The organism is Shewanella glacialimarina, assembly GCF_020511155.1.
Lineage (GTDB): Bacteria > Pseudomonadota > Gammaproteobacteria > Enterobacterales > Shewanellaceae > Shewanella > Shewanella glacialimarina.
Genome location: NZ_CP041216.1, coordinates 738701 through 760492 on the forward strand (window position 1 = coordinate 738701; position 21792 = coordinate 760492).

Sequence of the window (21792 nt, forward strand, 5' to 3'; positions counted from 1 at the left end):
TTGCGTTTTTTAAACCGCCTTCAAACCCGAATTTTCGCCTTTTTTGTACTGTTACTGCTTGCTGTGCAGTTAATGTCTTTTTGGTTAACTTATCAGTCAAACCAGCAGCTTGAAGATCAACATGTATCTAATCAATTAGCTGTTGCGGGGTTAGTATTTGAATCGCAGTTTAATAACCGAAATAACTATCTAGCGGCGTTTGCAGAAACGGCCGCGAAGGATTTTGGGCTTAAAGAAATCTTTATCGATGGAGACAACCGCAGTTTTCTGGTGGCATTAAATAATCATCGTAAACGTATCGACGCCTCGTTAGCCATTGCGGTGTCTGGCGAAGGTAAAGTGATTGGTCAGTTAGTGGCTAAAAAAAATGACCTAGGTAAAGAGCAAGTTGAATTAGGATCTGAGCAAGGTAAGGATTTTAGATATCAACTCGATTCAGAATTTCAGCAACTGAGCCCATTTTATCTACTAGATGGTAAGCTATATCAAATCAAGTTTTCTGTGCTGACTAGTGGTGGTAGTAGCGTTATTGGTTGGGTCGGTTTTGGCTTTATTATCGATGATGTATTGGCGAATTCATTACGCCAACTTACCGGATTAGACAGCGGCTTTATGCTGAATGCTGACAGTAAAATGAAAGACATTGGTCATTCTGGTTCGGCATTAACATTGACAGAACAATCGGTATTAGCGCAATTTATTGAAAAAGATCAACGTAACAGCGATTACATATTGTGGCAGCAGTCTTTAGGCGATGTGCAAGGTGCTTCATTGCACGCTTATATGTATAAATCGCGTTCCGATCTACTCGCGGCTTTGCAATCGCAATGGTTACAACAAATTGGCTTATTGCTACTCATGGTGCCATTTTCACTTTTATTGGCATTTGTTATTTCGGGCAGTATTACTCGCCCCATTAAGCAGCTGATTGAACAAGCCAAGTTTATTGCGAAAGGGAATTATGACTCACAGGTGACGGTAGATTCCAGTGTAGAACTGACTCAACTTGCTAGTGAGTTTACCGTGATGCAGCAAGCAATTTTAAAGCGTGAAGGGGAAATTGCCCATCAAGCGTTTCATGATCCACTGACTAATTTACCCAATTTAAATGAACTAAAACGGGTCAGTGCCACCTGGTTTATGAGCCACTCTACCATGGCAATTTGCTTAATTAATATTAGGCGTTTAACTGATGTGAATGTCACGTTAGGCCATGCAGTGGGTGATGATGTTATTAAAGAAGTGGCTAGGCGATTGTGTGTAATGAGTCCAAAAGCACTAGTGTGCAGGCTATCAGGCGATGAGTTTGTATTGGCTTTTGAGTCATGTGAGCAACATTCATTTGAGATGTTTTTAAATCAACTTCAACAACAAATTGGTCAACCGTATCAATTCCAAGATGTGATATTGAGCCTACAATTTACTGCGGGGGTGAGCTTTTATAAGCAAGATGCCAGCTTAGTCACATTATTACGTCATGCCGATACTGCACTGCAATATGCGAAAAAGAACAAGCTTGATTATCAAATTTATGATGCCAATATTGATAAGAACACCCTCGAACGATTTCAGCTTATTAATGAGTTAAAGTTAGCCATTGAGCAAAATGAACTGGTGCTTTTTTATCAACCAAAGTTACATTTAGCCAGTCAAAAAGTGACTCATGTAGAAGCGCTTGTGCGTTGGATGCATCCCCAAAAAGGACTTATCCCACCGGATACGTTTATTCCTATTGCTGAAAAAACCATGCAAATGAATTCACTCACTCGCTGGGTTATAAATGAAGCGATTGCGCAATATTTGCGTTGGCAGCAAATGGACATTGAAATATGTATAGCAGTGAATATTTCAGCTGAAAATTTAAAAGACGAGCAGTTTTGTCATTGGGTGATTAATGTATTGGCAAAAAATAATGTGCCCGTATCAGCTATGACGCTAGAAATAACCGAAGATGCGGTAGTGTCAGACCCTGAACAAGCGGTGAAACAGTTGAATATGCTGCGTGAAAATGGCTTAAAGTTATCTATTGATGATTATGGCACCGGTTACTCGTCTTTAGCGCAATTAAAGCAGTTGCCTGTGGATGAGCTTAAAATAGATAAATCATTTGTGTTAAAACTCATGCAAGATGAATCAGATCAAATTATTGTGCGCTCGACACTGCAATTGGCACATAGTTTAGGTTTAACTGTCGTTGCCGAAGGAATAGAAGACAAACTGACACTCGATTGGCTGACTGAGCTAAAATGTGAAATGGGCCAAGGTTTTTATCTTTCTCGGCCTTTACCAGCAGAACAATTTAATCAATGGCTTATGGCGTCACCGTATCAAAAGGAGACATCCGATCATTAACAGATTCTTAGCCACCATCATGCTTTGCCTTTTATTACCCATAGCCGGCAAGGCAAACGAGATAGAACATGACATATCTGGCATTGTTGATGTGCGCTTAAGCTATGGCGACACAATCCAGTCTTATGTTGATGGTGGCCTGGGTAAGTTTCGGTTTAGTCCAAATGAAACTCTATCATTAGGCCAGCTAGGCGGTAGCCTTAACAGCCAATGGAGTGAAAATTGGTCGAGTCATATTGTTGTAAATGCATATGCAGACGGGCTGGAAAATAATATTGGCTTTACCGAGTCTAGATTGCAGTATCGTGATATTCCGAATGAACATGGGATTAGATTGAGCGCCGCATTTGGCTTAATATATCCACAAATTTCAATGGAAAATATTGCCACAGCATGGTCATCACCCTATACCTTAAGTTATTCAACCATGAACAGTTGGATAGGCGAAGAAGTCAGGCATTTAGGTGCAAGCTTTACCGTTGAAACATTAGGGAAGTATCGACAATCAAAGCATGATTTTTCACTGACCAGTGAGTTAATTAGTTCAAATGACACAACAGGTGCCATGCTTGCGTGGCATGGTTGGACTCAAAGCTCTAGGCAATCACTTCATCAGCAACGTTTACCTATTACCGCTATTCCTGCTATGGCCGAAGGGGGCAAACTCGCGGCACAAGCACCAGAATCTAATCCCTTTATCGAACTGGATAACCAAGTCGGCGGCCATGTAGTCGCTAAATGGACATGGCTTGAACAGGGTCAAGCTCAGGTGGGGTATTACGATAATAATGCCAATACCCTTATTGTCAAAAAAGGTCAGTATGTTTGGCATACTCGTTTTAGTCACATAGGTACTAAATGGCGTTTACCCTATAATATTGATTTTATAAGTCAATTTATGACAGGTAGCACCTTGATGACATCAACACTTGGTGAGCCAGTTGTCGATAATGATTTTGCATCATTTTATAGTTTATTCAGTAAAAAGTGGCAAAGGCACCGATTAACTGCACGGTTTGAAGACTTCAGTGTTACCGACAAAGATAGCACCCCTTATGATGATAATAACGAACAAGGGCATAGCATTACGCTAGGGTATCAATATCAAATCGAGCGGCCCTGGTTTTTGCATCTTGAGTATAATTATCTGGATACAACCCGATCAGCACGTGTTTATTTAGGTGAGTCAGTAGACTTGCAGGAACAACAGGTTCAGCTGGCAACGCGGTATTTTTTTTGAGGTATTTAAAAATATACTTGATTGAGTTTTTATTAATTATTTAATTGAGAGTAAAGGTTTTTATATCGCATACTCGAGATACATAATTTTATACGTAGTAACTGACACAGTTGCTATCAGAATTTAGGAATTAAAGGATTAATATAAATGGAATTTGCAAGAAACACTCTCATGGTGGCTGCACTCGCCACAATCAGTTTTGCATCATCGGCAGGAAACCAAGCGGCTATTAAATCGTTTGATGCTAAAACGTTACCGATAACAGAACGCAGCCAAGTAATAACCAATAAACAGTTAGCACTAATGGAAGAGTTTAATGAACTGGCGCAAGCGCGCACTAGTGCTGTAGGTGTGTTTAAAAGCGGTAAAGTACAGCAGTTGCAGCAGCTCGGTGAGCAGACTCTGGTCGAGGCCAATAAGTTTGTTGAAGAGTATCAGGTTTTTTTAAGCCAACTGCCAGAAACATCTACCTGTTACGCGCCTGAAAATGTTAACGAATACCAACGTATGATTGCTGAGCTTACCGAGGCCAATTCAGCATTAAGTCAAACCGCTTTATCGGTAGGTGATGATGAGGTGGGCGCGACTATGGCGCTGCTAAACATACAAATGCATGCAGGAAGGGTTAGTGCATTAGTACAAATGTTTCAGTTAGTAAAAGTGTGCTACATGACAGATGCTATGGGGCTAACTAAAGCGGATGTAGAACGCCAAAGGGCTGAGCAAAATAATTAGTCTATTTCAATATCAAGTCATTAAGCGATGATAAAAGCCCAATAAATAAACATATATTTATGTCTATTTATTGGGACTGCTTAAGTCGGTTTAGTTTATGGATGTTAGATTTAGATGTTAGCCGTAAGAGTGTGAATTCAGCTTATTATCCCGCACTGAGGTTATTTGACATCTGAACGTAAGACGAGTTCAACTCGACGATTTTTATGTCTTCCGGCTTCATTTAGGTTATTTGCAACTGGGGCATATTCTCCAATACCTTTGGCTTCTAGCTGTGATACAGGGATAGAAAATTGTTGCTGCAAAATGCTTTTAACCGCCGCGGCGCGTTTTTCTGATAAAGTGTAATTGTATGCCTGGCTGCCTTGGTCATCTGTATGACCAATAACATAGAACTGTTGTTTTGGATGACTTTGTAGATATTGGGCAACCACTTTAATCACATCTATGGTTTCAGCTTCTAGTTCATCACTATCAAATTTGAAGATAAGTCCTTCTAGCGCCACATGACCGGTTTCTGCAAGCTTATTGGTTAACCCTTCCAAATCAATTGCGACCCTTTTGTCGTTAAGGTCTGTTTGTTCAATAATGCGGATTTCAGCTGATAAACCGTTGTTATATCCAATCACAAACGTCATGACCTGAACATTACCCTGGGGTCTTTGCAATTGATATAAACGGTAGAGCTGGCTGTCATCCATGCCATTTGATTTTAATAATTTCATATGGTGATAAAGCTGGCTTGTTTTACCACATACTTTAGATAAGCAACTAAATTGCTCTATAAAGCCGAGTTGTTTTAATGCATTTTGATAGTTTGCATCAACCTCAAATTCAGAATAACCACGTGGTAGGGTGTAACCAATGTCGGTGATTCTACCTTGGTAGGTTTTAACTTGATGTTGATTCTTTAGAATGCCTGTCACCAGCGATGTTTCACCAAATTCCACCTGTTGATATTCATCAATATATGCACCAGGAATACGGGTTAGCATAGGATGGTCTTTAGTATTTTTTTGGTCTTTATGGCTTAAGTCGGCAAACGTTTTCTGAATAATATCCGTGCCTAGGTAAGCTTGATTAATGTTAAGTAGGTCTAAAGGCTCTTCAATCACTTCAATAATGTCTAATTGAACGTGAGCCGCGCGCTTCCAGTTCATGGCATACACAGAAACATAAAGCTGTTTTTGAGCCAATTGTATCTTAGCGGTTATCAATGACGGTTCATCTTTTGGAGTGGTATCTAACGGCGAAATGAATCGTGCCAAATCATCCTGATCAAAACAGCTAGGTGTATGACATTCAAAAATAACTTGCCCATTGAGTGCGTTAATTTGTTGTTTATAGTTATTAATGAGGTTTTCTGGTGACAATGAAACGGGTAATTGATAATTAATTCTGCTCAGTTGCCCCTGTACCACTTTGCTATCAATGTTAGCCTTGCTAATTTGGGTGATAATGTCATAGGCGATGAAGTTTCTGGTTTCCGTTTTAGTTTTGCTCACTTCTTTGGGGGGACTAAATAAGGTGTCATTTTGTGTCGCTGCCGCGATTGATGGTGAAATAGCGATTAATGCAAATATGAATAGTAACTTTATAGACATTTTGTCCCCTGTAGACGATTAAAGTGAGAGATAATTGTCGGGTTAGATAAAAATATGTAGTTCAAGTTTTTATATCTTTATCCAGCCAATGCAAATAATTGACCACGACTTTTAATTTTGGTTTTTTTATATATATTCTGCACATGCATTTTGACCGTGTTTATCGAAATGCCTAGCCTGTGAGCGATTTCTTCATTTGAATGTCCATCCCAAATAAACCCTAGTATTTGTTGCTCTTTTTTGGTTGTCAGCGCCAAAATTTTGGTGCGATTAGTGAACGAAGGTAAGCGCTTTTTTTGTAATACATAACGTGAAATAGCTTTATGGCTAAAACTTATCTCTTTCGCTTGTACTTGTTTAATAGAATTTATTTTATCTACAACAGAATCATCAGCTTGCATGTTGCAATGAAATCCCGATGAGATAAAGGTGACTTCCAGTTCTGTCGTTAATTTAGGGCAGATTGCGATATGTAGGTGTGTATTGAGTAAGTCGCTGTCTATTTGTTGAAGTGATGTTAATGGGGACTCGAAATAATGCACGATTATATGCATATCTTTAGGGTTAGGCTCAAGGGTGTTTAATGTATTTTTAACATCATCTGAGTGAGACTGAATTAAATTTAATGCCAGTAAATTTGAAATATGAAAAAATTGATTGGTTTGCTGTAGCGGTAAATCAATTGTAATAATATTCTGTAAAGACATTGAACAATCCTTGTAAAAATATAATTTGCAGTCATTGCAAAAGAAATCTTTTGTAAGGGTAACATATTTTTAAGCGAGTTAAATAGTGTTTTAAACCCAAAAATTATTGAGTTTTTGCTTTGAATATTCAAGTCGATGTAAATAAAAATGACAGAGCCACCGCATGAGTACTCAATTTTAACCTTAACCTTAACCTTAACCTTAACCTTAACCTTAAAGCCAGCCTTTAACAATTCCTCAAGCATAGGTGTATTATCATGGCTTATTTTTGTTTTCCAATAATGCTTGCCCTGGCGGGCTCGGCTGGTATTTAGTTGGTCAGGAAGTGAATTATAAGGTGAAGTAAGACTATGCAGTTGGGCGTATAAAATAACCCCATTTTTTGCGGTTTATTGTTATGAATTGGGGTCAGTTTTTGCTAATCATTGAGCAGCGAATTGTTGTATATCTGGCACCTTCATGTTGCGGGGTGGTTGCGTTTTTGTTGGCGATCTTGGTTTGAATGAGTGAATTGGTTAAATATCCGCTCAAAAGTAGTCGAATTAAGCAACATGATATATTATCGCAAGGTTGTATCGGTGTTGTATACATACCTTCCTTTATCGGCATATATTTTTCATATGTTCGTCGTATAAAATCACCACCATAATATGATTTTATTAAACAATTATCATCCAAAAACCATTTAAGGATAAGAGTGGAACGATGAAAGAATGGTACTTCTCAAATAATGGCGAACTTAATGGACCATTAGGCTTAGCTGAATCAATCAAGTATGTAAAAACCAATCCAAACACTTATGCATGGCATCCTTCCTATGCTTATTGGATGCCAGTGAGCGATATTGCCGATTTTGAAATGACAATAACACCGCCACCATCTCCGATTGAAATTCCGCTTGATCTTATTGAGAGTTTTTTAGTAAAAGAGAAAGAACTTAATACAGCTTTGGGTCGGATTGAAACTACTTTGCAAGTTATTGGTGTTTCAATGAGTGATTTAGATCGCGACACGATTAGCTGTAAGAATAAGACCCAAAACTTAAATGAGCAGGTTAAGGCGACTATTAGAGCGGTTAATGAGCAGTATGAAGCCTTGCAGAAAGCCCTGGCTGGCGTCTCTAGTTCACATACTTAATAACTAATAAAAGAATAATAAATATGAATACGTGGTTTTTTTCAAAAAAAGGCGATGTTACAGGCCCTTTAACAACGACTGAAGCAATAGCATTTGTTAAAAATGATGCAAACTGTTACGGATGGAACCCACATTTTACTCAGTGGAAGCCAGTTGGTATGATTGCTGAGTTTGACGAATATGTCTCTGCTATTACACCTCCAGCACAAATACCTCAATCACTAGTTGATGATTTTGTTAGTAAAAAGAACAAACTCGAGTTAGACATTGTATCGATGGACGACAATATCAAGTTTACTAAAACTTATTTGTACGAACTTGAGCAAGAAATCAATATTTACAAACGCTTAACCAATAACTTAAGCGACGATATGAAGGGGAATATTACTCCTTATGCGCAAAACTATAATAATTTTAATCGGATATTTGATGAATTAGTGGCAGCTTTAGCTATTGCAAAAAGTGAAATTAATGAAGTTGTTTTAGAATTTGATCAACGTGTGGCACAAAGAAAAGCTGAAACGTTGGCAAGTCTTTCAATATCCGACAAAATCGTTGCAGATTCTCAAAGTGATGTTGTTGATGTGATTACACAACCACTTAATGCGACAACAAGTTTAGATCCGGTTGCTCAATCGCCTAAGAAATCTGGCGTAACTAATATGCTTAAATCAGTGTTCAAAGGTGATTCAAAAAAATTGAATCCCTTAGCTGAAATCAGCATCAAAACAACTGATACTCCACTCGTAAAAAGCGCTATCACCGACGATAATTCTGAAGCTAAAGATGAAGTCGTTAAAGATGAAAAGCAAGCTGCTCCCCATTATTGGAACATGCTGAACGCGCCCCGCACAATCTATTAACTTGAGCAATGCTGCCGTTATTATGAGTGTTAAGATTGCCGTAAAATAAATTATCGGCAATCTTAATTTTGCTTAACTCATATTAACTTTTACAAAAAGAATTGTAGCATTGAGTTACTGACACGGTTTGATACTATAACTTAGTCATTAACATAGCTCATTTGTTAATAACTAAGCTTTTAATTATTAAAGAATAAAATAAATATAACGATCAATTATATTGATGAGCTATTTTTTATGGTTTGATTCTTTAGTTAATTTGCCTTGGCTTTGTTCCACATTTGCTTATAGGTATTACGTGTTCTTGAGCTCAGTGGACGCCATAAATACTGCTCTGAAAAAAATGTTTCATCACCTACTCTGGCATCCTTAACCAACTGAGGGTCAAGTAACTTGGCCGTTTCACCGTTAACTATGATAGAACCGTACATTTCTAATATGCGCTTTTGCACTGGCTCGCTGATCATAAAGTCTAATAATAGATAGGCGGCATCTAGTTTTTCGCCATTGAGGTGTTTACCTATGGCTAAGGTATCTAACCACACAGTTTGGCCTTCTTTTGGGGTAGCCAATTTCCAATTCTGTCCGCTTTGATTGGCTGCAGCAACGCCAAACCAATAGGTTGTAACCAGCTCTAGATCTTTCATGCGTTCTACATCAGCCATCCCGCCCCAAAATGAGTCTGCATTTTGTACTAGGCTATCTAATTTTGCTTGTACTTTAGACTTGTCTAATGTTGTGGCGTCTATGTCATAAAAAGATTCAGGTGGATAACCTAATACCAATAGAGTGGTATAAATATTGGCTTCAAATTGATCACCTGTGATGGCGAATTTACCTTTGTTTTCTGGTTGCCATAGGACTTCCCAGGATTTAGGTTCATCCCGCTTCGCCGCATTGTAAGCCAGGCCATATGAGCCTCCTAACAAAGGTACTGAATATTTTTCGCCTTTAAATTCATCGTATTGGCTAGTCCTTAATGAACCAAGTACTTTAGAATAGTTGGTCAGTCTACTGAAATCTATCGGCTGAAGAACCTGAAGTAACCTGTCTTGATTCATCTTGTAGTAATTGTGGGTAGGGGTAGTAACATCAGCAGCACTGGCTCGCATCTTGTTAAAAATAAGCTCAGGGTCTGTGATGTAGGGGTCCATAATATTTAACTCCACCTCCATTCCTTTTGTTTTGGCATAGGCCTTAAAATCCTCTTTAAACGGACTTATGTAGCCCTCCCATTCTAGTACGTTCAGAGTTACAGCTAGGGTATTTGTCGACATCAACAGACCTACCATCAACAGGATGTGTACTTTTAAGTATTTACCTACTTGCATAATGTGTGTCCTTATCTAGCTTCGTGTTTTGAGAGTAGCGAATGTTAATAAGTGCTAGTACGTCTAAAGACGTACATCATGTGCTTTAAGGATTGCTCATAAAAGGGACTTTAGCCAGTTTGGGATTGGTTTTATATTCCATATATAGCCGTAATCGTTGCTAAGTGATTGTAGTGATAACGAGAAATTATTTTAGCCTTGTGGTATTTGTATACGGTACTTGTATGAGGTGGAGATTAGTAGGGTTATTGCGGGTTAGCTTGCAGACAATAATAGTTTCATTTCTGGTTTTAATGCGTCTTACTCTGTACTGCAATCGAGTTTTATTTAGAACAAAAAATCTAATTGGTCAGATTTGTTGTCACTGTGTTGGCGCAAATTTATTTCAGCGAGCTCATTTGGTTTAACGGCTTCTTTTAAGGTGTTGTAAAGTGCAACTGCGAGCTCAGGTGCTTGAAGATTATCAGGAGTATGAATAAATATATAAGGCTGCTTTCCTTCTCTTATCCATTGTGCAAGCTTAATTCGCCAGCGTTGAAAAAAGGCCAGGTTGATTTGTGAGTCACATTGACCAATAAAGCGCACCACAGGTTGATGAGCGGTCGCAATAGGATGAACAGGGACTTGAGGCTTTTTACGTTGGGCATCAATTAGCGCTGGATTATCTGCTTTTGCGGCAAATAGCGGCCGACTATCCATAATAATACGATTGCATTGATGCGCTATTAATAGTCGGTTTAAAGCTCTTTCATGCTCGCCTTTGTTGAAAAATGCCCCGTGACGAACTTCTACACCGTAGGTAAAACCCTTAGGTAATTGTTGTAAAAATCTCTCAAGAGCTGGCAACGAGCTAGGACCAAACTGCGCTGGTAGCTGAATTTTCCACATAGCGGTTTTGTCAGTTAACGGCTCCATCACATTAAAGAAGTGGGTTAACTCTGCTTGAGCATGTTGTAACTGTAAGTCATGGGTGATTGTTTTTGGCAGTTTAAAAGTAAACCTAAAATCCTCTGGTACAGCATCTCGCCAGTTCATTACTGTCGGGGATGTTGGTAGGGCATAAAAAGTGGTATTGCCTTCGACAGTATTAAATACTTGCGCATATTTTTCTAAACGAGCAGATGCAGGCACATCACCATAAATACTTTGTTTCCATTGGGGTTGAGACCACATGGCAAGGCCTATTCTCAGTATAGGTTGGTGGTTATTCATTGGTCCCCCTTTTTACATTTCTAGTAAAAATAGCGGCTTTTAAGGTTATTTTGTCGCTAGGCCAGAATTCAGCTAGCAAAAAGACACTTTTTAGTCTCAATCCATCTATCTCTATTTATACCAGATCTGATAATATGCAGCGGCTTTTGCTTTGCTATGTTGTATCCATTTAGCGCTATGTCTATTTAACACTTGGTTTATTAAGTGTTAGGCTTATTTAGCCGCAAAAAATTGCTGATATGTTTTTAGTTTCGATGGAGTGATTGTGTCAGATCCAACCCCAGATATGAAGTTTGATAATTATCGAGATCGATCTTTTCAAGAAAAACAGCAGCCAACGACTAACCGTCGATCAAAGTTGGTATTTTTTTTCATCCTCTTGCTGATAGTTATAGGTGTTTTTACTGCATTTGAAATTAAAACGTCTCACTACCAGGCGATGTTATTCAACCAATATGGAACCAAATTAACATATCAGGTCGTACCTTTTGCTACAGACAAGGTTATTTATCCCCAGTATGGCCCATTTGATATTCGCCATGGCTATACTAAGTTACCCCAATATATTGATAAGCTAGTTAAAAATGGCTTTACTATTGAGCAGCAAGCTAGCTTTTCGCCTATGTTAATGGACTATACCGAATATGGTTTTTTTCCGCCTTACCATGAAAAAGCCCAGTCGGGTTTAATTATTCAAGATTGTCGTAATCAAGATGTATTTGATGCGCTGTACCCAAGTCGTGCTTATCAAGACACCGACATGATCCCCAGTGAAGTGGTCAATACATTACTTTTTATTGAAAACCGTGAACTTTGGAACCCAGAGCCTAACCACAACCCTGTGATTGATTGGCCACGTTTCGTGGTTGCTGGTATTACCCAAATTGCCGACAAAGCTGGCTTGAATATGTCAAATGCTGGTGGCAGTACTTTAGCGACCCAAATTGAAAAGTTTCGCCACTCTGAGTTTGGTTTAACCTCTAGCATTGAGGATAAGTTGCTGCAAATTGGTTCGGCGATGATCCGCGTTTATCAGCAAGGTGAAAATACCCTTGCGGCCAGGCAGCGTATTGTTCAAGATTACTTAAATACTGTGCCCCTGTCATCTGCGCCAGGCTTTGGTGAGGTTCACGGCATTGGCGATGGTTTGTGGGCCTGGTTTAAAACCGATTTTAATCGAGCCAATCGTTTACTGCTGTCAGGACATGATCCTGCTACTGCAGCTGAGCGTGGACAAGTGTTTCGACAAATTGTCGCCTTAATGATTGCACAGCGTCGTCCATCATATTACTTACTACAAGGTCATGATGACTTAGAAGAGCTGGTAGACAGTCATTTGCGCTTGCTGGTTAGCTATGCATTGATTGACCCCAAGCTGATGAACTCGGCTATGCAACAACAGCTGCAGTTTGATAGACGCAGAGGCCATCCTGGCAATCCTAACAATAAGGGCGTTAATGCGGTTCGTATTAGAACCGCTAGCATGTTGTCGAGCAGTTTATTTGACTTAGACCGCTTAGACTTAACGGTTAACAGTACCTTTCATGGTGATTTACAGCAGCAAGTGGGTGATTACTTACGTAGCCTTGGTCAGCAAGAATACGCTCAAAAGGTGGGGTTGTTAGGTGAGCGATTACTGACCCCGGAACAGCTTCCTAATGTGCTTTATAGCTTTACCCTATTTGAAAAGCATCAAGGTGCTAATCGAGTTCGAGTACAAACAGACAGTACAGACCAACCTTTTGATATTAATGAGGGCAGTAAGCTAGAGTTAGGTTCTACTGCTAAATTAAGAGTATTAGCGACGTATCTGGAAATTATTGCAGAATTACAGCATCGCTTTGAAGATAAAACTGTCGCCGATTTATATCAAATCGATGTTGAGCCCAAAGATAAAATCACCCGTTGGGTGGTCGATTATTTAATTGAAACTCGTGACCGTAATTTAACGCGTATGTTAAATGCGGCGCTTGAAAGACGCTATTCAGCATCGGCTGATGAGCGTTTTTTTACCGGCGGCGGCTTACATGTTTTCAGTAACTTCCAAAAGAAAGAAAATAGCCGTAACCCGACTTTATATGAAGCCTTGCAAGACTCAGTTAACTTGCCGTTTGTGCGTTTGATGCAAGATATTGTGAATTACAGTAGTAGTTATAATAGCGAAGGTAGCATGGCACAATTGCTGCGCAATGATAAAGACCCTCGCCGTGAAGAATACTTAAAAGCTTTTGCAAAGCGAGAAGGCAGCACCTTTGTGCGACGCTTTTATCGCAAGTATCAATCGTTATCCCCTGAAGCTAGATTAGCGATATTTTTTAATGGTGTGCAGGCAAGCGAACATCGACTTAGCGCGACATATCGTTTCCTACAACCTTACAAAAGTGATCAGGACTTAAAGCTATTTTTGGCTGAAAAAATACCGGATAAAATTTTTAGTGATAAACAAATTAGCAGCTTATATAACAAGTATGGCTCAGATAAGTTTAATCTTGCTGATCAAGGTTATATTGCCCGGGTACATCCACTAGAGCTGTGGGTGCTGAGTTATCTGAATGATTACCCAGACGCCAATATGACGCAAGTGTTAGAAGACAGCCAAGCCACTTTGATTGAGGTCTATCGATGGTTATTCCGTACCCGTCATCAAAATGCTCGCGACAGTCGCATTAAAGTGATGTTGGAAGTTGAGGCTTTTTTAAGTATTCATCAACGCTGGCAGAGAATGGGATATCCATTTGATTTTATCGTGCCATCACTAGGCTCGGCCCTTGGCAGTTCTGGCGATCGTCCAGCTGCCTTAGCTGAACTAATGGGTATTATTCAAAATAACGGTGTGCGAGCGCCAACATTACGGATAGAAAAATTATTGTTTGCTAAAGATACGCCTTATGAAGTTAATTTAGCGAACAGCACTCAGCAGCCTATTCAAGTATTCAAGCCTGAAGTGGCAATAGCATTGAAAAATGCGCTCGCCAATGTGGTAGAAAAGGGCACGGCAAGGCGACTCAATGGTAGCATTATGAATGTTGATGGCACTTTGGTTCGCTTAGGTGGCAAAACGGGCACCGGGGATAACCGCATCGCGACTGAAATTCGTAATGGACGCAAGGTGTCTTCTACTGCAATGAACCGCACAGCAACTTTTGTATTTTACTTGGGTGACAGTTACTTTGGTACCTTAACCGCCTTTGTGCCTGGGGCTAAAGCAGATGACTTTAGTTTTACCTCAGCACTGCCGTTACAAGTATTGAAGGGTATGCTGCCAATACTGACGCCGCAATTGTTTAATCAGCAACCTTTATGTTTAGCTGAGTCGGCTGACGTTGAGTAGGGGAATCATTGACAGACTCGATATAACTTAAGTTTGTATTATCCCTTTACCAGACTATAAAAAAAGTCAGCGATAATCGCTGACTTTTTTTATAGGTTAACCATGTTATTACAACGGCATAGTTAACTGGCTAGTCTTAACAAAGCTTATGCCATACTAAACAAGGTTAGGCAAAAGCATCTTGTAATGACGGCACAACTTGTTTTTTACGGCTCAACACGCCGTCTAACCACACTTTGCCATCGACTGTTGGTTTGCCATAAGCACGTTCAGTTAAATCTTCACTGTCTGAAATCACTAACATTTCAGAGCCTTCTTTCATAATGTCTGTTAATAATAACAACACACTATGACGATTGCCTTCTTGCTTTAATAAGGCGATATCAGCCACTAGATCAGCTTTAATGGCATCAAAAACGGCTAAATCAATCACTTCTAGCTGACCAATGCCCACTAGGTTACCGTTCATGTTGAAATCTTTAAAGTCACGCATCACTAAGTCGCGTGCCGGAGTACCTTCAACCGCAGACTTAACCTTAAACATATCCATGCCTAGGTCTTTAAAGTCCTCAATACCGGCAATAACCGCTAATGCTTCAACACAGCGAATATCCGCTGTAGTACAGGTAGGTGATTTAAAGATTACCGTGTCGCTTAAAATAGCGCACATCATAATGCCAGCGATATTAGCTGGAATTTCTACCTGGTAGAAATCAAACATCATTTTAATAATAGTGTTGCTGCAACCTACTGGGCGGATCCAACACTCTAGTGGTGTTGAAGTGGTTAAGTCGCCGAGTTTATGGTGATCAACAATACCGACAATCGTCGCTTGAGCAATATCGTCCGGTGCTTGTGTCACTTCAGAATGGTCAACAATATACACATCTTCGCCAGCATAGCTGGTTTTATACTCAGGAGCGTCAAAGCCAAATTTGTCTAAAATAAAAGCCGTTTCAGGTGATAATTCACCTAAACGTGCTGCAATAGCAGGCTCACCAATTTGATTTTTTAAATAAGCTAACGCTATCGCACCACAAATTGAATCTGAATCAGGGATCTTGTGACCCACTACATACATTGACATTATAAAGGCTCCTGTAAATTTGCTGCTGATTTTAGCAAGATTTAAATGCTTGACCAATCGTTATCCGAAAAAAAGCTATCATGCGGCGTTAAAAAGCTTAAGCTGGCTGAGTCACAACCTAGCCCTTGGCCTAACTGTACTATAAAATCAGGGCTATTATATGTTGAAAGAGGATTTTACTATGTTACTTGGTATTCATCATGTGGCCATTATTTGTGGCGACTATGCACGCTCAAAGACCTTTTATCATCATATATTAGGCTTACGAATAATAGCTGAGAATTACCGCGCAGAACGTGACTCCTACAAGCTGGATTTAGCCTTACTCGATGGCAGCCAAATTGAACTCTTCTCTTTTAATAATGCACCACTTAGACCTAGTTATCCCGAGGCTCAAGGGTTACGCCATTTAGCCTTTCGGGTCGATGATATTGATCAAGTGGTTGCACATTTGGTTTCCCATAACATTGATGTTGAACCTATTCGTGTCGATGAATACACTCAAAAACGATTTACTTTTTTTAATGACCCCGACGGTTTACCGTTAGAGCTTTATGCTGATCATTTTTAATGCAAAATTAAGCCAAACTCTGTAGTCTCCTGCAACATTTTATCTGTTGTACGTATATTTTCAGGAGCGCTCATTTTTATGTCTATTACCGCCATACAAAATAAACTAAAAATCATTGATCGCAGTAAGACCTTCCAGGGGTTTGTGATTTTTGTCATTGTGGTGTCGGCATTATCGATTGGCGCTCACACCTATCATTTACCCCAATGGTTAGAAAGTAGCTTATGGGTGTTAGACATCGGCATTACGGTGTTTTTTCTTTTCGAATTAATTATTCGCTACCTTGCCAGTGATGGCGTTAAAAGCTTTTTTTCTAAAGGATGGAATATTTTCGACACCATTATTGTGATTGGCAGCTTAATTCCACTCGGCGGCTCAACCGTTTTACTGGCTCGATTATTAAGAATATTTCGCGTACTGCGTTTAGTGTCTATGGTGCCTGAGCTGCGCATGCTGATTAATGCTTTATTTAAAGCCATTCCTCGCATGGGCTACATAGTGTTATTGATGTTTGTCATTTTTTATATTTATGGCGCAGTAGGCAGCATGTTCTTTGCTCACATCAATGAGTTTTTATGGGGCGATGTGTCTATTGCCATGTTGACCCTGTTTCGTATTTCCACGTTCGAGTCGTGGACATCAATTATGTATGAAACCATGGCAGTTTATCCGTTAAGTTGGATGTTTTATTTAAGCTTTATCTTTTTAACCACCTTCACCTTTTTAAATATGATGGTGGGCACGGTATTAGATGTAATGAGTGAAGAAAGCCGTCTGATGAGTGAGGCAAAGGCGAAGCAAGCACTGGACGCACAGCTTGATGAAAAAACTACTGAAGTGACTGAAGTATCGACGGAGCCAACATCGACTACATCCCAAGTCGCGGCATACGCCAGCGTGGAAGATATGCAAAAGTTGCATGATAAAATTGATCAACTCACCGCCTTGGTTATTCAGCAGCAAGCATCTGTTTTAGCAAGTCAGGCAGCTGCTACAAAAGTGAAGTAAGTTCTGGTTGATGTACTCACCCTATACATTGGCAGCATCAAGCTGAATTGAACCTGTTGATATTAAAAACAAAGCCCTTAAAAATTTTCAAGGGCTTTTTTTATGGGTTCAGGTTAATCTAAATAGCTCATGTATAAGCACAAGGAATTCGAGTGTCGACGCCGAATGTATTATCTTCTAAAAGCGCATCACCTAGCCGGGCTAGATCGTATTGGTTAGGCGCTTTGGCGGTGATGCCATTAACCATAGCGGTTATTCCATGGGGCATATTAGCGGGATCATTTGCGCTTGAGGTCGGGTTAACCGGCTTACAAAGCCAAGCCATGTCTGCAATTATTTTTGCCGGTAGCGCCCAGCTAGTGGCGTTAGGGATGATAAAAGCCGGCGTTGGTTTAAGCGGTATTCTTATCACCACCTTGTTGATCACTTCACGTCACGTGTTATATGCAATGGCAATGCGTAATCGAATTAGTCCATTACCATTGAAGTGGCGACTGTCGTTAGGTTTTCTATTAACCGATGAATTATTTGCGATAGCCAATCATGGCCAGCAACATAAGTTTGACCCCTGGTATGCCCTTGGTGGCGGCTTTACCTTTTATCTTGGGTGGAACATCGCGACCTTCATTGGCATTATTGCAGGACAAAATATTGATAATCTTGGTGAACTCGGGTTAGATTTTGCCATTGCTGCCACCTTTATTGCCATTGTAGTGCCTACAGTGACTAAACCTTCGGTGTTAATTTGTGTGTTGGTGTCATTAGTATTAGCAGTAGTCTGTGCGGTATTAGGGTTACAATCTGGGCTATTAATTGCCTCATTGTCAGGCATGATAGCGGGTTACAGTTACGCTAAATTAACCGGCGAATTACAGTCGGAAAGTCAGCATTCAGAGCCTAATCATTCTCAGCCCGACGATGCCAGTAAGCAGGCTGCAAACAAGGATGTGCAATAATGATTTGGTTAACAATTATTTTAATGGCGATTATTGTTTTTGCCAGTCGCCATATTTTATTAGAACCTAAAGTGCCAATACGCTTAAACCAAAAAACACTGACTTTTTTAAGTTATTCCGCCCCTGCAGTGTTAACGGCTATTTTTGCTCCTATCGTGTTTGCGCCTGAAAGTCAGCTCGATATTTCATTGTCTAATCCTTACCTTATCTGCGCCGTCGTTGCGACATTGCTGGCATGGCTGACTAAAAATACCCTATTAACCACTATTGTGAGTATGGGACTATTTTTTATTATTTATTAAACCGAACAGTAACTTTGGACGTAATAACTGTCATCTATTTGTATTTAGAGTCGGTTAGAATAATCAATGCAACTTTATTCAATCGGATAAACTAAGCATGTAAACCTGCATTAAATAAACGTTAAATACTTAACGATATGAGACGTTAAATCTATTAGGCTTTTGATGATCCAAAATGCTGTGGTAGTTAATAAAGAGGATGTTATGAATAAAACGGTATTAATTACAGGCGTGGGTAAACGGATAGGTTATGCACTAGCAAAGCACTTTTTAGCCCGTGGAGATAATGTGATTGGCACTTATCGCAGCCACTATGACAGCATAGAGCAGTTACGTAAGTTAGGTGCAACCCTTATTCAATGCGATTTAACTGATGCTGCATCGATAGCGCACTTGATTGAGCAAGTTAACGCATCTACTCGTTTAGACTGCATCATTCATAATGCCTCCGATTGGTTACCCGATAACAGCGGCTTAAGCGCCAGTGCAACCATTAACCGTATGATGCAAGTGCATGTAAATGCCCCTTATGAAATCAACTTAGCGCTAGCTGACTTACTGATCTCAACAGCGCAGTTAAATCATCAGACTATTGGTGCCAGCAATATTATTCATATTACTGACTATGTCGCCGAAAAGGGCAGCAAAAAACACATTGCCTATGCTGCTAGTAAAGCCGCGCTGCACAACTTAACGTTATCGTTTGCCGCAAAATTAGCGCCACACGTTAAAGTAAATTCTATTGCACCGGCAATGATTTTATTTAACGAACACGACGATGAAGCTTACAAAGTCAAAGCGCTAGCTAAAGCGGTTTTACCTAAAGAAGCCGGTAATAGCGAAATTATTGCGCTAGTGGAATACCTACAATCAAGTCATTACGTTACCGGCCGCAGTTATGCGGTTGATGGTGGCAGGCATTTGGTGTAGTCAACACAGTTTTAAATGAAGACAAAAAATATTTAGACTTCTAGATGGCTATTTGTTAGTGTGGATATTAATCAAGTATCCACACTAACAATCAATCCAAAGGAAGGCGCTATGTCAGCAGATACTCAGTTCACGGCAAATTTAAAGCTTGAATCGCTTGCGTTACACCATGGCTATAAGTCAGAAGCGACCACCAAGGCTGCTGCGGTGCCGATATACCAAACCACGTCATACACCTTCGATGATACCCAGCATGGTGCCGATTTATTTGATTTAAAAGTGCCTGGCAATATCTATACTCGCATAATGAACCCAACAACGGATGTGCTTGAACAGCGCATGGCGGCTATCGAAGGCGGCATTGCAGCTTTGGCCGTTGCATCAGGTATGGCAGCAATTACGTATGCGATTCAGGCGTTAACCCAGGTCGGCGATAACATTGTCAGTACTAGCCAGTTATACGGTGGCACCTATAATTTATTTGCCCACACATTACCGCGCCAAGGCGTTGAAGTGCGCATGGCGGCATATGATGATTATGCGGGACTTGATGCGTTAATTGATGATAAAACCAAAGCACTATTTTGTGAGTCAATAGGTAACCCAGCCGGTAATGTGGTCGACTTACAGCGTTTAGCTGAGATTGCCCACAAACATGGTGTGCCGTTAATTGTTGATAATACCGTAGCAACACCAGTGTTATGTCGTGCATTCGACCACGGTGCTGACATTGTTATTCACTCACTGACCAAATACATAGGCGGTCACGGTACTACTATTGGTGGAGTGATTATTGATTCAGGTAAATTTGATTGGGTGGCGAATAAAGAACGTTTTGGATTACTAAATGAGCCAGATCCGTCTTATCACGGAGTGGTTTATACCCAGGCCTTTGGCCCAGCTGCATTTATTGGCCGTTGTCGCGTGGTGCCGCTGCGCAACACAGGTGCGGCATTATCACCACAAAGCGCATTTTTGTTACTGCAAGGCCTAGAAACATTAAGCTTACGCATGGAGCGCCATTGCAGTAACGCATTAACTTTAGCTCAGTTTTTAGATAATCATCCTAACGTCAGCTGGGTGAATTATGCCGCGCTACCGAATAGCCCGCAATTTGAACGTTGCCAGAAAATTACTGGCGGTAAAGCCTCAGGTATTGTTAGCTTTGGTATTAAAGCGGCAGATGCACAGGCTGGTAAAGTCGCGGGCGGTAAGTTTATTGATGCACTGCAAATGGTGTTACGTCTAGTGAATATTGGTGATGCCAAGTCACTTGCGTGTCACCCAGCCAGTACTACTCACAGACAACTGGATGCCGCTGAGCTTGCTAAGGCGGGTGTATCAGAGGACCTAGTCAGAATCTCTGTGGGTATTGAACATATCGACGATATTATTGCCGATGTGAGTCAGGCACTGGATAAAGCTTCAAGCTAATGCGCTGTTAACTGCAGTACAATTAAGCGCTAAAAGTAAACGTTAGCTTAAACAAAAAATCCCCATCACATATCAATGTAATGGGGATTTTTGTTATCAAGCATCTTATGAAAGCTAAGCTGGCTAAATGACTAGGGTCTGTTGATCTTTGCTGCAAAAACAATCTTGAAAGTTCAACAGACCCTAGACGCCTGCTTTGGCTAAACGTCGTGTCGGTGTGATCACTAATGGCAGTGGAATATCCCAGCGCTCAATTGGTAAATGGCTCACCTGTTGGCAGTCATGGGCAAATCCAACCGCCAGAGGCTTATTATTTACGCTGTTTTTTAAGGTTCTATCGTAGTATCCACCGCCCATACCCATGCGATTACAATTGCCATCAAATGCCACTAATGGGGTGATAATCATGTCTAGCTTGGGCGTGGGAATAATGTCTTGTACGTTAAGCTTGGGCTCTGAAATGCCAAACTTATTCTTAATCAATACCGAGTCGCGATGGTAGTGACAAAACAATAAATGACCTGGACTGAATGGATGTATTAAGGGTAAATAGGTTTTCACCCCAATATGCCATAGCGCTTCAATCAGCTTCTCTGTTGCTAACTCACCGTCATAACTAAAATACAATGCAACGTGCTGCGCGTTACGTTGCTGAATTTCAGCTAACATATGACGGCTAGCAATTAAGGCTAATTGGTGTTGTTCCGCAACGGTAAAGCTTTTACGCTCTTGGCGAATGTGGCGACGAATAAAGTCACGGCTCATGCCCTGACTATCAAACAGTGCATAACGCTCTTGGTTGCTTAATTCAAAACCTGAATCTTGATGGGTTAGATTATCAATATGTAAGTGTTGATTATTGGGATCAACAGCAGATAGGGCTTGATTAGCGCTGTCTAAATGCTTGTTTGCTGATGAAAAGTAAGTGGTGTTAGCGGGCTCTGACTCTGCAGGTAATTCAGCAGTGTTCATGTAGCGAGTAATAGCCATAA

General features: G+C 40.3%; 18 protein-coding genes. 12 read left to right on the forward strand and 6 right to left on the reverse strand.

Annotated elements, in window-relative coordinates:
• The 3 genes from FJ709_RS03110 to FJ709_RS03120 all read left to right on the forward strand — a co-directional run bounded on the left by FJ709_RS03110 (position 1) and on the right by FJ709_RS03120 (position 4327).
• Positions 1–2352 carry a bifunctional diguanylate cyclase/phosphodiesterase gene (locus FJ709_RS03110; protein WP_226413354.1) on the forward strand — a complete coding sequence of 784 codons (2352 nt, stop codon included), beginning with the start codon at positions 1–3 and terminating at the stop codon, positions 2350–2352.
• A 19-nt stretch (positions 2353–2371) separates the two neighbouring features.
• A complete protein-coding gene (locus FJ709_RS03115) occupies positions 2372–3592 on the forward strand; it encodes a hypothetical protein (protein ID WP_226413356.1) in 1221 nt (406 codons plus the stop codon).
• Positions 3593–3739: 147 nt separating this feature from the next.
• Positions 3740–4327 (forward strand): hypothetical protein, encoded by a 588-nt coding sequence (locus tag FJ709_RS03120; protein WP_226413358.1) that lies wholly within the window; start codon positions 3740–3742, stop codon positions 4325–4327.
• Positions 4328–4488: 161 nt separating this feature from the next.
• On the opposite strand, the gene FJ709_RS03125 is transcribed toward FJ709_RS03120, so the two are convergent.
• Entirely contained in the window at positions 4489–5931 is a 1443-nt protein-coding gene (locus FJ709_RS03125; RefSeq protein ID WP_226413360.1) for an OmpA family protein, read from the reverse strand.
• 77 nt (positions 5932–6008) lie between these two features.
• On the reverse strand, positions 6009–6638 hold the full coding sequence (locus FJ709_RS03130; protein ID WP_226413362.1) for a helix-turn-helix domain-containing protein: 630 nt from the start codon (positions 6636–6638) through the stop codon (positions 6009–6011).
• A 705-nt stretch (positions 6639–7343) separates the two neighbouring features.
• On the opposite strand from FJ709_RS03130, the gene FJ709_RS03135 reads away from it, so the two are divergent.
• Entirely contained in the window at positions 7344–7775 is a 432-nt protein-coding gene (locus FJ709_RS03135) for a DUF4339 domain-containing protein (RefSeq protein WP_226413364.1), read from the forward strand.
• Positions 7776–7798: 23 nt separating this feature from the next.
• Positions 7799–8638, forward strand: coding sequence for a DUF4339 domain-containing protein (locus FJ709_RS03140; RefSeq protein WP_226413366.1), 840 nt, complete (start codon positions 7799–7801; stop codon positions 8636–8638).
• A 254-nt stretch (positions 8639–8892) separates the two neighbouring features.
• Here FJ709_RS03140 and FJ709_RS03145 read toward each other — a convergent pair whose 3' ends face one another.
• Both FJ709_RS03145 and FJ709_RS03150 read right to left on the reverse strand, forming a co-directional pair.
• Positions 8893–9969, reverse strand: coding sequence for an ABC transporter substrate-binding protein (locus FJ709_RS03145; RefSeq protein ID WP_226413368.1), 1077 nt, complete (start codon positions 9967–9969; stop codon positions 8893–8895).
• A gap of 327 nt (positions 9970–10296) precedes the next feature.
• Entirely contained in the window at positions 10297–11181 is an 885-nt protein-coding gene (locus FJ709_RS03150; RefSeq protein ID WP_226413370.1) for a DUF72 domain-containing protein, read from the reverse strand.
• 265 nt (positions 11182–11446) lie between these two features.
• Here FJ709_RS03150 and FJ709_RS03155 point away from each other — a divergent pair, with 265 nt between their 5' ends.
• Complete coding sequence (locus FJ709_RS03155) at positions 11447–14512, forward strand: transglycosylase domain-containing protein (protein ID WP_226413372.1); 3066 nt, start codon at positions 11447–11449, stop codon at positions 14510–14512.
• Between the two features lie 166 nt (positions 14513–14678).
• On the opposite strand, the gene FJ709_RS03160 is transcribed toward FJ709_RS03155, so the two are convergent.
• The gene (locus tag FJ709_RS03160) at positions 14679–15599 is read right to left on the reverse strand and encodes a manganese-dependent inorganic pyrophosphatase (RefSeq protein WP_226413374.1); all 921 of its coding nucleotides are present in this window, start codon (positions 15597–15599) and stop codon (positions 14679–14681) included.
• Positions 15600–15780: 181 nt separating this feature from the next.
• On the opposite strand from FJ709_RS03160, the gene gloA2 reads away from it, so the two are divergent.
• From gloA2 to FJ709_RS03190, 6 genes are all read left to right on the forward strand, one after another.
• The gene (gloA2, locus tag FJ709_RS03165) at positions 15781–16170 is read left to right on the forward strand and encodes an SMU1112c/YaeR family gloxylase I-like metalloprotein (RefSeq protein ID WP_226415822.1); all 390 of its coding nucleotides are present in this window, start codon (positions 15781–15783) and stop codon (positions 16168–16170) included.
• A gap of 78 nt (positions 16171–16248) precedes the next feature.
• A complete protein-coding gene (locus tag FJ709_RS03170) occupies positions 16249–17178 on the forward strand; it encodes an ion transporter (protein WP_226413376.1) in 930 nt (309 codons plus the stop codon).
• A 224-nt stretch (positions 17179–17402) separates the two neighbouring features.
• Positions 17403–18134: an AzlC family ABC transporter permease gene (locus tag FJ709_RS03175; protein ID WP_404830040.1), complete on the forward strand. Its 732-nt coding sequence runs from the start codon at positions 17403–17405 to the stop codon at positions 18132–18134.
• Entirely contained in the window at positions 18134–18436 is a 303-nt protein-coding gene (locus FJ709_RS03180; RefSeq protein WP_226413380.1) for an AzlD domain-containing protein, read from the forward strand. The genes FJ709_RS03175 and FJ709_RS03180 overlap by 1 nt, the downstream gene beginning before the upstream one ends.
• A 204-nt stretch (positions 18437–18640) precedes the next feature.
• Positions 18641–19366, forward strand: coding sequence for a dihydromonapterin reductase (gene folM / locus FJ709_RS03185; protein ID WP_226413382.1), 726 nt, complete (start codon positions 18641–18643; stop codon positions 19364–19366).
• Between the two features lie 111 nt (positions 19367–19477).
• On the forward strand, positions 19478–20800 hold the full coding sequence (locus tag FJ709_RS03190; RefSeq protein ID WP_226413384.1) for an O-acetylhomoserine aminocarboxypropyltransferase/cysteine synthase family protein: 1323 nt from the start codon (positions 19478–19480) through the stop codon (positions 20798–20800).
• Between the two features lie 183 nt (positions 20801–20983).
• Here the strand turns inward: FJ709_RS03190 and FJ709_RS03195 are convergent, their stop codons facing one another.
• Positions 20984–21790, reverse strand: a complete 807-nt coding sequence (locus tag FJ709_RS03195) for a 5-formyltetrahydrofolate cyclo-ligase (RefSeq protein ID WP_226413386.1) — start codon at positions 21788–21790, stop codon at positions 20984–20986.
• Positions 21791–21792: the final 2 nt, after the last annotated feature.